This window comes from Amycolatopsis sp. CA-161197, assembly GCF_050942255.1.
In the GTDB taxonomy this organism is placed as follows: Bacteria; Actinomycetota; Actinomycetes; order Mycobacteriales; family Pseudonocardiaceae; genus Amycolatopsis.
Genome location: NZ_CP192059.1, coordinates 7768079 through 7781288, shown reverse-complemented (window position 1 = coordinate 7781288; position 13210 = coordinate 7768079). Strand labels below are relative to the sequence as shown.

Annotated in this window: 13 protein-coding genes; 4 read left to right on the top strand and 9 right to left on the bottom strand. The window is 71.1% G+C overall.

Going from position 1 to position 13210, the window contains the following annotated elements; all coding sequences use genetic code 11:
- Positions 1–16: 16 nt before the first annotated feature.
- Positions 17–1609, bottom strand: a complete 1593-nt coding sequence (locus tag ACQPXB_RS36750; protein WP_432846112.1) for a hypothetical protein — start codon at positions 1607–1609, stop codon at positions 17–19.
- Positions 1585–2364 carry an ABC transporter ATP-binding protein gene (locus ACQPXB_RS36745; RefSeq protein WP_432846110.1) on the bottom strand — a complete coding sequence of 260 codons (780 nt, stop codon included), beginning with the start codon at positions 2362–2364 and terminating at the stop codon, positions 1585–1587. The genes ACQPXB_RS36750 and ACQPXB_RS36745 overlap by 25 nt, the downstream gene beginning before the upstream one ends.
- 128 nt (positions 2365–2492) lie before the next feature.
- Between ACQPXB_RS36745 and ACQPXB_RS36740 the strand changes: the two genes are divergently transcribed.
- On the top strand, positions 2493–3041 hold the full coding sequence (locus ACQPXB_RS36740; RefSeq protein ID WP_432846108.1) for a hypothetical protein: 549 nt from the start codon (positions 2493–2495) through the stop codon (positions 3039–3041).
- Positions 3042–3104: 63 nt separating this feature from the next.
- On the opposite strand, the gene ACQPXB_RS36735 is transcribed toward ACQPXB_RS36740, so the two are convergent.
- The 4 genes from ACQPXB_RS36735 to araD all read right to left on the bottom strand — a co-directional run bounded on the left by ACQPXB_RS36735 (position 3105) and on the right by araD (position 7817).
- Positions 3105–3926 carry a DJ-1/PfpI family protein gene (locus ACQPXB_RS36735; protein ID WP_432856933.1) on the bottom strand — a complete coding sequence of 274 codons (822 nt, stop codon included), beginning with the start codon at positions 3924–3926 and terminating at the stop codon, positions 3105–3107.
- A 69-nt stretch (positions 3927–3995) separates the two neighbouring features.
- A complete protein-coding gene (locus tag ACQPXB_RS36730) occupies positions 3996–4220 on the bottom strand; it encodes a hypothetical protein (protein ID WP_432846107.1) in 225 nt (74 codons plus the stop codon).
- Positions 4221–4235: 15 nt separating this feature from the next.
- Positions 4236–6008, bottom strand: coding sequence for a VanW family protein (locus ACQPXB_RS36725; RefSeq protein ID WP_432846105.1), 1773 nt, complete (start codon positions 6006–6008; stop codon positions 4236–4238).
- Positions 6009–6098: 90 nt separating this feature from the next.
- Positions 6099–7817 (bottom strand): L-arabinonate dehydratase, encoded by a 1719-nt coding sequence (gene araD, locus ACQPXB_RS36720; RefSeq protein WP_432846104.1) that lies wholly within the window; start codon positions 7815–7817, stop codon positions 6099–6101.
- Between the two features lie 146 nt (positions 7818–7963).
- Here araD and ACQPXB_RS36715 point away from each other — a divergent pair, with 146 nt between their 5' ends.
- Genes ACQPXB_RS36715 through ACQPXB_RS36705 form a run of 3 tightly spaced genes read left to right on the top strand, consistent with a single transcriptional unit; the run spans position 7964 to position 10132 of the window.
- Complete coding sequence (locus ACQPXB_RS36715) at positions 7964–8623, top strand: GntR family transcriptional regulator (protein WP_366587152.1); 660 nt, start codon at positions 7964–7966, stop codon at positions 8621–8623.
- Positions 8624–8627: 4 nt separating this feature from the next.
- Positions 8628–9131, top strand: coding sequence for a metallophosphoesterase family protein (locus tag ACQPXB_RS36710; RefSeq protein WP_386947800.1), 504 nt, complete (start codon positions 8628–8630; stop codon positions 9129–9131).
- A gap of 17 nt (positions 9132–9148) precedes the next feature.
- Positions 9149–10132, top strand: coding sequence for a PHP domain-containing protein (locus ACQPXB_RS36705; RefSeq protein WP_366587157.1), 984 nt, complete (start codon positions 9149–9151; stop codon positions 10130–10132).
- Position 10133: 1 nt separating this feature from the next.
- Here the strand turns inward: ACQPXB_RS36705 and ACQPXB_RS36700 are convergent, their stop codons facing one another.
- From ACQPXB_RS36700 to ACQPXB_RS36690, 3 genes are all read right to left on the bottom strand, one after another.
- Complete coding sequence (locus tag ACQPXB_RS36700; RefSeq protein ID WP_432846103.1) at positions 10134–10817, bottom strand: L,D-transpeptidase family protein; 684 nt, start codon at positions 10815–10817, stop codon at positions 10134–10136.
- 63 nt (positions 10818–10880) lie between these two features.
- Positions 10881–11732 carry a chitosanase gene (locus tag ACQPXB_RS36695; protein ID WP_366587162.1) on the bottom strand — a complete coding sequence of 284 codons (852 nt, stop codon included), beginning with the start codon at positions 11730–11732 and terminating at the stop codon, positions 10881–10883.
- A 311-nt stretch (positions 11733–12043) separates the two neighbouring features.
- A complete protein-coding gene (locus ACQPXB_RS36690; RefSeq protein ID WP_432846102.1) occupies positions 12044–13204 on the bottom strand; it encodes a saccharopine dehydrogenase family protein in 1161 nt (386 codons plus the stop codon).
- Positions 13205–13210 lie beyond the last annotated feature (6 nt).

The window sequence follows — 13210 nt, the reverse complement described above, 5'->3', positions numbered from 1 at the left end:
ACCCGCGGCCCGTCGTTCACCGCTCCTTGGACACGGTCGCCAGCAACTCGGGGCCTTGCGCGGCGAGCCGTCGCTGCGCAAGGCCGCCCCACCACCACGCCAGCACGGCGCCGACCACGATCCCGACCGGCACGCCGAGCCACTGCAGCACCGGCGAGCCGAGCACCGCGCCCGCGACGCACAGCGCGAGCACCGGCAGCGCCCCGGCGGCGACCAGCAGCATCGTCGCGAACATCTGCAGCAGCCGCGCACAGCCCGGGCGGCCGCCGGACGACCACGGGCTCGAGCTCTTGCGCTGGTCGGGCAGCGGGTAGGCGAGGAACACCGACTGCAGCATCAGCACGCTCGCCCCGCCACCCAGCAGCGCCGGCACCAGGCCGAACACCCACGGATACGCGCCGGTCTCGCCGACCGCACCCGGCAGGACGGCGGCCAGCAGCAACGCCACCGGCGCCACGATCAACGCCCACGCCAGCTGCCGGCCCCGGACGTCGGCGCGTTCGGCACCGGGCACGGTGAGCGTGTGCCACAGCGCGCTGCCGTCGAAGCCGTAGAGGTTGCCCGACTGCATGCACGCGAAGAACACCACCGCGACGCCGAGATAGGGCACGATCGCCGGCCGCCCGCCGCCGGACAGCGCCGGCAGGACCGTGACCACGACCCCGACGATCAGCGTCGACAGCAGGGCGACGCGCCGGCGGGCGTCGCGCCACCACGTGAACAACTCCTTGCGCGCCACGGCACCCACAGGAGTCGCGGGCAGCAGGCTGCGGCGCACGCGCGCGCCCTCGGCCCGCACCTTCGTGCGCGACGCGCCGCGGAACGACGGGCTGGTCACCTGCCGCGCGAGCAGTGCACCCCACGCCGCGAGCAGCACGGCGATCAGCGCGAGCATCGCGACCAGCAGCCCGAGCGCCGTGCCCCACCCGCCGGTGCCGGCCGCGTGCACGGCGACCGTGCCCCAGCCGGACGGCAGCACGTGCATCACGTTCACGAAGCCCGGCACGCTGCCGTTGATGATCGCGGGGCCGAGGCTGTTGATCGCCAGGTTCACGCCGACTCCGGACAGACCGGTCAGCGCGACCAGGATGATGCCCAGCTCCTTGCCCTTGCGCGACGTCAGCAGCGCGCCGAGCGCCGCCATCACCACGCGGTAGAGCAGCACCACGAACGCCAGCTGCAGCACCGTGAACACGAGCCCGACCAGCGCCGCGCCCGCGCCGAGGCGCAGGCCGTAGAAGAACAGGCCGAGGAACGCGACCAGGCTGACCATCGTCGTCACGCCGACGAAGCTCGCGGCCAGCAGCCCGACGGCGAGCTTGCGCCGGCCGATCGGCAGCAGTGCGAAGTGCTCGGGGCGCAGCGTGTCGTCCCCACCGCCGGTGGCGATGGGGGCGAGCACCCAGCCGGCCGCCCACCCCGCGTAGATCGTGGTCAGCAGGTCGACGGTGATGCCACCGCCGCCGCGGATCGGCACGAGGGCCAGCACGATCGTCAGCACGGCGGCCGTCAGCCCGATCACCCCGCCGACGACCATGCCCGCGACGCGGCTGCCGCGCAGGGAATTGCGCAGGACGCGCAGCTTCAGTCGGACGAGGACGCCAACCACGACAGTCCTTCCGCTCCGCCGGTGCGCCCGCCCACGATGTGCACGAACGCGTCTTCCAGGCTCCCGCCGCCCCGCACGTCGTCGACGGCGCCCGCCGCGACCACCCGCCCTCGCGTGATCACCGCGACGTGGCTGCACAGCTGCTCGACCAGCGCCATCACGTGGCTCGAGAGCACCACCGCGCCACCCGAGCCGACGAACCGCTGCAGGATCGTCCGGATCGTCGACGCCGACACCGGGTCCACCGCCTCGAACGGCTCGTCCAGCACCAGCAGCCGCGGCCCGTGCAGCAGCGCCATCGCGAGCCCGATCTTCTTGCGCATGCCCGCGGAGTAGTCGATCACGAGCGTGCGCTCGGCCTCCAGCAGCTCCAGCACGCCCAGCAGCTCCTGCGCCCGCGCCGCCACCGTGTCGGGCGGCAGGCCCCGCAGAAGTCCCATGTACGTCAACAGCTCGCGGCCCGTGAGGCGCTCCGGAATGGACAGTCCGTCCGGAAGCACCCCGATCAGGCTTTTCGCCCGCTCCGGCTCCCGCCACACGTCCACGCCGAACACGTTCGCCTGCCCCTGGTCCGGCCGCAGCAACCCCACCGCCATCGACAGCGACGTCGTCTTGCCCGCACCGTTCGGCCCCACGAGCCCGAAGAACGAGCCCCGCGGAACCTCCAGGGTGACGCTGTCGACGGCGAGCGTGGTGCCGAACCGTTTGGTGAGCCCGTACAGGCCCATTGCGGCGTCCGCGCCGTTCTCGGCCACGAGTGCCCCCTTCCGTGGTCTGGAAGGGGAGATTACGCGGATCGGGGGAGGTGTGCGCGGTGTTTGCGGGGTGTTGGTGAGTTGCGGAAGGCGCGGGGTTGGGGTGGGTTGCGGGGTGGTTACGGTCGGTGACGTTCGGGGTGTTCCGCGTTCATCCCGCGCCCGGTGGGCGATACGTTGACCTTGTCATCAGGCGGCACGACTCGGAGGTTCGCTTGCCGGACAAGCGCCCCGTCGGCGACGCGCTCGCCATCGCTCACGGTCTGGTTGCCGGTGCCGGGCCGGCCGGCCCGCCGGTGCCGGCTCTTGTCGAGCTGGCCCGCAGGTTCTTCGCGACGCAGTTCGATGTCCCCGCCGGCCAGGACGCGGACGGACTTCTCTTCCAGTACGGGAAAGCCGGCTGGCTGTCATCGCCCACGCTGGTCGTCGGCATGGTGCGGCAGTTGGAGGTTCTCGACGCGGCCGGGGCGCACGAGGCTTGTTCGCAGGTGCAGTTCGAGTACAGATATGACCTGGATCGCGACCTCGAGTCCGCTGGGGGATTTTCGGAATGGTGGTTTCCCGATGATGGGACGCCCCTCGAAAGCTGGCTGGACACCGTCTCGAGGTCACCCATCGGTGATCTTCTCGCGAGCAGGGAGCCAAGAGAATTCCTGGTCTGGCACGATCGCGTGTGACCGTGGATCTCAGGTGTGTTGGTGGCCAGTTCGCCAGCCGTGAGTGATCTTCGGCCGCCTGAGTCAGAGCCGTGTGGCGAACGTCTTCGCGAACGTGTGCACATCACCGGGCCAGCGAGCGGACACGTAGTTCCCGTCCTCGACCACGAACGCCGGGCGTGAGTCCTCCATCGAGTCGCGGGCGCGGCCGCTCGCCTGGACCCGGTCCGTCGTGTCGCGGAAGTGCTCCGGGCGCGCGAGGGCGCGGGTGACCTCCTGCTGCACCGACATGTACCCCGCGGGCTGCCCGGGCTCCTCGCGGTAGGTGCGGTAGTAGTCCGGGTCCCAGAACCGGGTCCGGCGTGCCAGCTGCCACGCCGTGCGTTCCAGTTGCCAGGTCAGGGCAGTGGTCGTGCGGCCGTGCAGGACCGAGCGGCCGGTGGCCGGGTCGATGCTGCGGGCGGCGAGCAGCACGCCGTGGCAGATGGCGCCGACCGGGAGGTCGCGCTGGAACGCGGAGACGACCACGTCCTGAAGCACGGGGCTTTCGAGATAGGAACGCATCCCGCGCGCGCGGTGCCCGCCCGGGAGCAGGAGGCCGTCGAAGTCGTCGAGGTTGATGTCGGCCCAGCGGATCGGGGTGCGCCACGCCGGGTCGGCGAGCAAAGCGGCGTGCGCCGAGCGCGCGGCCGAATCGGCGCGCAGCACGCGGCCGACGGCGGTGAGCTTCCGCAGGCCCGGCACGCGGCTCCACAGGTCGAGGCCCTCGCCGGTGACCATGAGCTCGTCGCAGGTCGCCTGCGCGCCCTCGGGAGTCGCGAAGACGACGGTGTGCCCGTCGAGCATCGCCCGGCTGACGGCCACTTCGGACGGGTCCGAGTCCTGCGCCGGGACGGGGATCAGCACTGTCGCCAAGTCATCCTCCTGAAGCTCAGTCAGAAGGATGCCAGCCCACGATCTTCAGGTCGAAGCGCGTCAGTCGACCTGCGCCGAGCTGACGTACCAGGAGCCCGACTCGACGTCGATGGGCTCGTCGACCCAAGGCTGCACGATGTCGGCGATCTCCGCCGTCATCCGCCACACGTGCATGATCCAGCCGTCGGGCGTCATGTCGACCTGTCCGCGCAACGGCTCGACGACCTCCGCCGGCAGATCCCACTCCCGTTCGAGGAGTTCGTCCGCGCCGAACTTCTCCACCATGTTGACCACAAGCACCTAAGCCCCGCAGGTGATCTTCGGCTGCGGGTTGTACCGCACCGTCCGCGTGTGGCGCGAGACTTCCCGCCCCGTGGCCGCGTCCTTCAGCACGCGCGTATCCGTAGTCGTGAACCCAGGGGCCCCATTGGACGCGTGGCAGTTCTCCGCCGGACCCGGCTTGGTCGGCTGCGGAGTCGGATTGGTCCGCTCCCCGGGGATCGACTCCACCGAGTACCGCTTCGTGCCCCACAGCTTCACCGTCAACGACGAAGGCGACCAAATCGTCTGAACGGCGATCCCCGTCGACGAGTCGTTGGTGAACTTCAGATCGATCACGCTCGACCCGTTGGGGTTCTGGAACACTGTCGCCTCACGAGCCGCCGGGTAGCGGCTGATGTAGTAGCTGTGCTCCTTGTGCCCCGCGTCCTTCATGCCCGCGAAGTACGCCGCGTTGTACAGGGTCGTCGCGAACTGCGAGATGCCACCGCCGACCTCGCGGGCCGGGGCGCCGTTTTCGATGACGCCGGCCTCGACGTAACCCTGGGGTTTGCCGCGGGGGCCGGTGAAGCCGTTGAGGCTGAAGGTCTCGCCGGGCTTCACGATGGCGCCGTTCACTTTCTGGGCGACGACGCGGATGTTGACGCCCGAGTCGGGCGCGAAGCCGCCGGTGGTGAACTCGCCGACGACCTCCTTCACGCCCAGCGCGTCGGCCTGCTCGGTCGTCACCTTGGCCGGGCTGTTCTTGTACACGGCCTTGAGCGAACGACCGTCGGCGCGCTTCAGCACGTCCGGCAGCGGCTTCAGGCTCGGCTCCCAGTCGACGGTCTTCCCGTCCACCGAAGGCTCGACGGTCGGCTTCCCGCCGCTGAACCCGATGGTCGCCTCCTTGCCCTCCTTCTCGGTGGACTTCAGCTGCGGGCCGGCGACCGAGACGAGCTTCTTCTGGTCCACCACCGGCACCAGCCCGCCGCCGTCGGCGGGCGCGAAAGTCAGCGCCGCGGCGATGTCACGCGGCTCCAGCACAGCCGAGGCGCCCTCACCCTCGATCGTCACCGGCGCAGCCACCGCGGGACGAGCGAACTGCTCCAGCGCCGCCTGCACCCCGGCGGCAGTGATCCGCACCGGCGCCGGCACCACGGGCAAAGCCAGTTCGGACCCGGACGCCCACTGGCTCAGCACCGCGGCCTTCGCCGCGGCGACATCGAGCTTCTGCCCCGGCTGCGGCGCCACGGCGACCGGTGTGGTGCCGTCGAACCGCACCGTGCCCTCCACCGCGGCCCGATCCACCCGCCCGCGCAGGTCCTCCAGCGCCGGGTCCAGCCGGTCGCCCTCGGCGTGCGAGACGACGCCGATCTCGTGCGCCGAGAAGAACGACGCCAGCCGCGTGAACGGGTTCAGCGGCTGGTCACCGGCCTCGTCCAGCGTTGCGGACCAGTCGAGGCGCAGGCCCGCCAGCGTCGGCGACAAGGTGGTCCGGGCCGCACCCGCGGTCACCGTCAGCGGCCGCGTCAGCCGCGGCTCGATGAGGCCCCGAAGCTCCCGCTCGGCCACCGGCCGGTCGAGGCCGCCGACGTCGACGCCCGCCACCGTGGTCCCGCGTGGCACGCTGCCCTGGCTGGTGAGCAGGTCGATCAGGTACACGACCAGCAGCGCGGCGAGCACGCCGCCGGAGATCCACAGGGTCCTGCGCAGCCGAGGGCGCGATTCGGGCTCGGCATCCGATGAGCCGACCGCCGGCAGCACGACCGTCTGCTCGTCCTCGGACTCCGGCCAGCGCGGTTCGTACGGCACCTGTTCGACCCTCCGTTTGCTGCGTCCCGCGCCACAGCGTACGGCCTGAGCCGGACATGCCGGACTAGTGCCCCTTGCGGAACAAACCGGTCAGCGTGCGTCGGGCTCCGGGTTGGCGCCGGCACGCGCGAGGAAGTCGAAGTCGCAGCCCTCGTCGGCCTGGGTGATGTGCTCGGCGTACAGGGCACCGTAACCGCGTTCGAAGCGCGGCGCAGGCTCGAGCCAATCCGCCCGCCGGCGCGCCAGCTCGTCGTCGGGCACCTCCAGCCGCAACGCGCGGGCGGGCACGTCGAGCGTGATCAGGTCGCCGTCGCGGACCAGGGCGAGCGGGCCGCCGACGTGCGATTCCGGGGCGACGTGCAGCACGCAGGCGCCGTAGGAGGTGCCGCTCATGCGCGCGTCGGAGATCCGCACCATGTCGCGCACGCCCTGGGCGAGCAGGTGGTCGGGGATCGGCAGCATGCCGTACTCGGGCATGCCCGGGCCGCCGAGCGGGCCGGAGCCGCGCAGCACCAGCACGGAGTCGGCCGTGATGCCGAGCGCCGGGTCGTTGATGCGCTTCTTGAGGTCGGCGTAGTCGTCGAACACGACCGCGGGCCCGGTGTGGGTGAGCAGCTCCGGAGTGGCGGCGATGTGCTTGATCACCGCGCCCGACGGCGCCAGGTTGCCGTGCAGCACGGCGACGCCGCCTTCGGCCGCCAGCGGGTTGTCGCGCGGGCGGATCACGTCGTCGTTGTGCACGCGCGCGGTTGTCAGAGTCTCGCCCAGGGTGCGGCCGGACACGGTGAGCCGGTCGGTGTGCAGCAGGTCCGTCAGCCGCGACAGCAGCCCGGGCAGGCCGCCCGCGTAGTAGAAGTCCTCCATCAGCCACGCGCCGCCCGGGCGGATGTTGGCCAGCACGGGCACGCGGCGCGCGATCTCGTCGAAGTCGGCCAGGCTCAGCGACAGGCCGCTGCGCCCGGCCATCGCGATCAGGTGGATCACGGCGTTGGTCGAGCCGCCGAGCGCCAGCACGGTGGTGATGGCGTCGGCGTACGCGCGCTCGTCGAGGACCTTCGTGATCGTGAGGTCCTCCCACACCATGTCCACGATCCGCGCGCCGCTGGCCGCCGCCATCCGGTGGTGCGCCGAGTCCACGGCCGGGATCGACGCCGCCCCCGGCAGCGTCACGCCGAGGACCTCCGCGGCCGAGGTCATGGTCGAGGCCGTGCCCATCGTCATGCAGTGGCCGGGGGAGCGGGCCAGACCGCGTTCCAGCTCGGCCAGCTCCTCGTCACCGATGGTGCCGGCGCGGCGCTCGTCCCAGTACTTCCACATGTCCGTGCCGCTGCCCAGCACCTCGTTGCGCCAGTGGCCCCGCAGCATCGGGCCGGCCGGCACGAAGATCGCCGGCAACCCGGCGCTCGCCGCGCCCATCAGCAACGCGGGCGTGGTCTTGTCGCAGCCGCCCATCAGCACCGCGCCGTCGACGGGGTAGGAGCGCAGGATCTCCTCGGTCTCCATCGCCAGCAGGTTGCGGTAGAGCATGGGCGTGGGCTTCTGGTACGTCTCCGACAGCGTCGCCACCGGGAACTCCAGCGGGAACCCGCCCGCCTGCCACACGCCGCGCTTCACCTGTTCGGCGCGTTCGCGCAGGTGCATGTGGCACGGGTTGATGTCGCTCCACGTGTTGAGCACGGCGATCACCGGCTTGCCCTGGTGTTCCCCGGGCTCGTAACCGAGCTGGCGGGCCCGCGCGCGGTGGCTGAAGTTGCGCAGCTCGTCGCCCCCGAACCAGCGGTGGCTGCGCAGGTCCTCCGGTGTTTTCATGGCCGGGCCGCCTTTCGTCGCTACGGGCAGTATGGCATCTGATATATGATCACAGTCCGCCACGCGGGTCGCGGGCACCGTCCGCGCCCGCCTGGTTGAATGTCGGTCTGTTCACCGCGGCAGACCGCGCGAGCCTGGAGTGTCCGATGCCACCGACGTTCAGCCTGCCCGCCTCGCGGACCGAAGTGGTCCTGGAGGAGATCCGGCGCGGCATCCTGACCCGCGAGCTGCTCCCGGGCCAGCCGCTGGTGGAGGCGGAGCTGGCGCAGCGGCTCGGGGTGTCGAAGACGCCGGTGCGCGAGGCGCTGAAGGTGCTGTCGAACTCCGGGCTGGTCACGTTCAGCCCGTACCGCGGCGCTTCGGTGTGTGTGGTCGACGCGGAGCTCGCGCGTTCGGTGTACGACGTGCGCATGGTGCTCGAACCCGAGGCGCTGCGCCGTTCGGTGGCGGCCGGGGCGTCGTTCGACGACGCCGCCGAAGCGCTGAAGGAGGCGCAGGCGGCGCTCGCGGACAAGGACCACACCGCGCTCAGCCTGCTCAACCGCCGGTTCCACGGCGCGCTCTACGCCGGGTGCGGCAACCCGCTGATGGTCTCGATGCTCGACGACCTCAAGGACCGCGCCGCGCTCATCACCGTGGTCGGCTGGGACACGAACCCCAGCTGGCGCAAGGAGTGGAGCGAGCACAAGGCCGTGCTCGCCGCCGCGAAGAAGGGCGACGCCGAGGGTGCGGCCGAGTTGCTGCGCAAGCACATCGGCGCGTTCCTCGATCGGGTGCTGGCCGCGATCCCCGAAGAGGGGGCGTAACACCGTGCGGCTGCTGCTCGTCGCGGACACCCACCTGCCCAAGCGCGCCAAGGAGCTGCCCGACGAGGTCTGGGCCGAGGTGGAGCGGGCCGACGTCGTGGTGCACGCCGGTGACTGGGTGGATCTCGACGCGTTCGACGAGCTCGCCGTGGCCAGCAAACGGCTCATCGCGGTCTACGGCAACAACGACGGACCCGAGCTGCGCGAGTGGCTGCCGGAGGTCGCCCGCGTCACGCTCGGTGGCGTGCGTCTGGCCGTGATCCACGAAACGGGCGACGCGAAGGGCCGCGAAGCGCGTTGCGACGCGCAGTTCCCCGACACCGACGTGCTCGTGTTCGGCCACAGCCACATCCCGTGGGACACCGTGACGCCCGGCGGCCTGCGCCTGCTCAACCCCGGCTCGCCCACCGACCGGCGCCGGCAGGAGTTCTGCACCTACACCACCGCCGAGATCCACGCCGGGAAACTCACCGACGTCGAGCTCCACGAGCTGCCCCGGCGCTCCTGAGCGGGTAAACAGGACGCATGGACCCGGCACGCGCACTGCGCGACATCGCGTTCCAGCTCGAACGCGCGGCTGAGCCGACCTACCGCGTCCGCGCCTTCCGGCAGGCCGCGGCGGTCGTCGACCACCTGTCTCAAGAAGAGCTCGAGAGCCGCGTGCGCTCGGGCACGCTGCAGGCGCTCAAGGGCATCGGCAAGGCGACGGCCGGGGTCATCGAGGACGCGTGGCTCGGCCGCGTGCCCGCGTACGCGGCGAAGGTCGCCGAAGCCGATCTGCCCGACGGCGGCGAACTGCGCGCCGCGCTGCGCGGCGACTGCCACACGCACTCCGACTGGTCCGACGGCGGCAGCCCCATCCAGGAGATGGCCGAGGCCGCGCGCGACCTCGGCCACGAGTGGATCGTGCTCACCGACCACTCGCCGCGCCTGACCGTGGCCAACGGCCTTTCGCCCGAGCGGCTGCGCAAGCAGATGGACGAGGTCGCGCGCGTCAACGAAGAGCTCGCCCCGTTCCGGCTGCTGCACGGCATCGAGGTCGACATCCTCGACGACGGCGCGCTCGACCAGCGTCCGGACTTGCTGGAGCGGCTGGATTTCGTGGTCGCCAGCGTGCATTCGAAGCTGCGCATGCCCTCGCGGGAGCTGACGCCGCGGCTGCTGGCGGCCGTCGCGAACCCGCACGTGCGCGTGCTGGGCCACTGCACCGGCCGGCTCGTGCGCGGACCGCGGGCGCGGCCGCCGTCGACGTTCGACGCCGAGAAGGTGTTCACCGCCTGCCGGGAAAACGGCGTGGCGGTGGAGATCAACTCGCGCCCGGAGCGGCTCGACCCGCCCATGCCGTTGCTGCGGATGGCCGTGGAGCTGGGCTGCGAGTTCGCCATCGACAGCGACGCGCACGCCCCCGGCCAGCTCGACTGGCAGGTCTACGGGTGCGCGCGCGCCGAAAAGGTCGGTCTCACGGCGGACCGCGTGATCAACACCCGCCCCGCCGACGAGCTCGTCTAGTCTACTGTGGACTGATCCCGATGTTGATCACCGGGTGGCCGGCCGGGTCGAGCCAGCGCATCACGGCGTCGAGGTCAGCGCCCGGGATGGACACGCAGCCCGCCGTCGGTTTGCCCGCCGAGACGTGCAGGAAGAACGCCGAACCCTTGCCCGGCACCGCGGGCGAGCGGTTGTAGTCGATCACGGTGGCGTGGTCGTAGACGGGGCCGGCCTTGCCGAGGTCCTCGCCGGCCGCCTCGTCGAACGGGCAGGTGCCGGGCGCGCACGAGTAGTGCGTGTTGTAGTAGGGCGACTTGACGTCGGAGACCCACCAGTCGTGGTCGGTGACCTGGCGGTAGGGCAGCCGGGTGCCGTTGGTGGGCTGGATGCCGAACGCTTCGGTGAGGGTCCAGACGCCGGCAGGAGTGTGCGACGTCGTTTCGCTCGCTTCGCCGATGCCTTGCGTGCCGACGAACGCCGGGAACGGCCCGAGGGCCCGGACCCAGTGGGAACCCTTGCGCTGCCACGCGATCAGCGTCGCGGTGGTCGACGACGGGTCCGGCGCGGTGACCGTGACCATCTGTCCGGCGGAACCGTGGTAGGCCAGCGGGGGATCCTGCGCCGGATTCTGCTCGGGTGAAGCCGGTGCGACGGTGGCGAGCGTACCCAGCGCGACGCAGACGAGCGTCCCCAGAACGGTTCTCATGGGGCGCGAGCTTACGGCAAGAACCCGGGCCGCCGCAGGGAAATCGGCGACCCGGGTTCTTGCTCAGTTGATCTGGTAGGAGTCGCCGTAGACCTTCCACTTCAGGGGCGTGTGGAGGTCGAGGTTGCCCGCGTTGAGGAACACGAGCTGTTCGGTGTCCACGCGCGAGGTGTCGGCGTGGGCTTCTTCCTGCTTCATGATCACCTTGCGGGCGTCGAGGAACGCCTTGAGGTAGGTGGTCTCGTTGCCGCCCTGGGACGGCGGCTTGGCCTTCTTGATGGCGGAGTTGCGGATGCCGCCGAAGCTGTCGGAGCTGTTGCCCGGGCCGTGCATCACGATGGCGTCGTAGTAGATGAACTGGCCCAGTGCGCCGAGACCGTCGGACTTCGCCTGGTTCACCGACGGGTTGAAGTACACGCGGTCACGCTCGCTGTTCTGCGCGGCCTGGAACTGCGACGTCTTCGCCGCGGCCTTCCACGCATCCACGAACGCCTGGCCGAGGCCGGAGTGGGAGTCGGAGCCGTTGACGTTCCGCAGCGCCGGCAGGTACTTCGCGAGCGGGTTGTTCGGTACGGAGTTGGTGTAGGCCTGCACGAGCTCGAGCATGTCGCCGGTGCCCGAGCAGAAGCCGATGATGCCGGCGGTGTAGCCGCGGCCGTCGCCGATGTCCTCGATGTAGCTGTACTGAGCCTTCCAGTCGAGGCTCGAGTTCTCCGCACTGGACACCAGCTGCATCGCGATGTCCTTCTTCTCCGGTGAGGCGAGGTCGCCGCCGGAGGCGAGGATGGAGGCTGCACTGCTGAGGGACGCGGGGTTCGCGGCGGCCGTGGAGAGGGCGGGGGTGGCCAGGACGACGGTGAGGGCCGACGCCACGGTGAGACCGGCAACCAGGGCAGGCCGCATCGTCTTGCGCATGGGGGGAATTCCCTTTCCGCAGAATTGCCAGGGCACGGCCCTGGCAGGTGGGCAAGGCGGACGAAGCCGCGATTTCCCTGACACGCCAGGGAAAACCCGACTCCGGTGCTGCTGCGGCGTAGCGCAACGATAACCGCGCGTGACCCCAGCGGCAAGGGGTAGATCGAGTTTTCGCCGACGGCGGGAGTTGCTGCCCGGAGGGCGGTACAGGGTTCCGGTGACCGGGAAACCGTTTTGCCCGGCGTAAAATAGGTGTCGGCGCGCTGTGGTGAATCCTTTGTCGACCCCAGTGAGTCCACAAAGGACTTAGGCTACAAAGTCTTGAACGACATCCCTGCCCGCATCAGGCGTTCGATCAAAGCATCACCCATCGCCGTCGCCGTGGTGACCTGGCCAGCGGTCGCGGGAATGTCGTCGAAAGCCAGGCACAGGGCGGATTCCGCGAGCATCTTCGCGGTCTCGTCGTAGCCGGGGTCGCCGCCCGAGACTTCGGTGGTGACGTGCCGGCCGCCGCCTGAGCCGGTGAAGCGGACGGAGAACCAGGACTTCGCGCGGCGCGCCGGGCTCGGTCCCTGGCCCGGGGTGAGGAGCTTCGACAGCGCGTCGCGCGCGGGGGCGAGCTGGGCGGCGGCGAACAGTGCGCCGGCGCCCGCTGTCGCGGCCGCCACCGAAGGCAGGCCGGCGAAGGCCGCGAAGTGGCGGTAGCGGAAGTCCGGGCCGTAGCGGGCGGAGGCCCGCGCCGAGTGGGCCACGACCTGCGGGTCGATCGTCGGCAGCGGGACGGCCCACTGGCCGGTGCCGGGCACGCGGTGCGGGCTGCCGATCGGAACCCGGACCCGCCGGCCGGGCGGCTGCGGCTCAGCCGCGGCGCGCACCTTGGCCACGCGGTTGGCGGCGGCCTGGCGGGAGAACGCCGTCATCGCCGTGAGGAAGGTGCCACCCGAGGGCAGGGCGCCGACGCGGACGTAGCCGTCGACCTGCAGCGGGACGTCCTCCGGCAGCTGCCGGACGGTGTACCAGGCGCCGAGGTCGTGGGGGATCGAGTCGAAGCCGCAGCTGTGCACGAGCCGGGCGCCCGTCTCGGCGGCCTTCGCGTGGTGGGCGAGGTACATGCGGTCGACGAACTCCGGCTCGCCGGTGAGGTCGACGTAGTCCGTACCCTCGGCGGCGCACGCGGCGACCAGCGGCTCGCCGTAGTGCAGGTACGGGCCGACGGTCGTGGCGACGACCTTGGCCGACGCGGCGACCGCCCGCAGCGAGTCGGGGTCCGCGATGTCGGCGCTGAGCAGCGGCAACGTGCCCAGCCGCTCGTCGACGGCCGTCAGCCGGGTGCGCAGGTCCTCGAGCTTGGCGCGGTTGCGGCCCGCGAGCGCCCAGCGGCAGCCGGGCGGGGCGGAGCGCGCGAGGTACTCCGCCGTGAGCGTGCCGGTGAAGCCGGTGGCGCCGAACAGCACCAGGTCGTAGTCGGCCATGCGCGT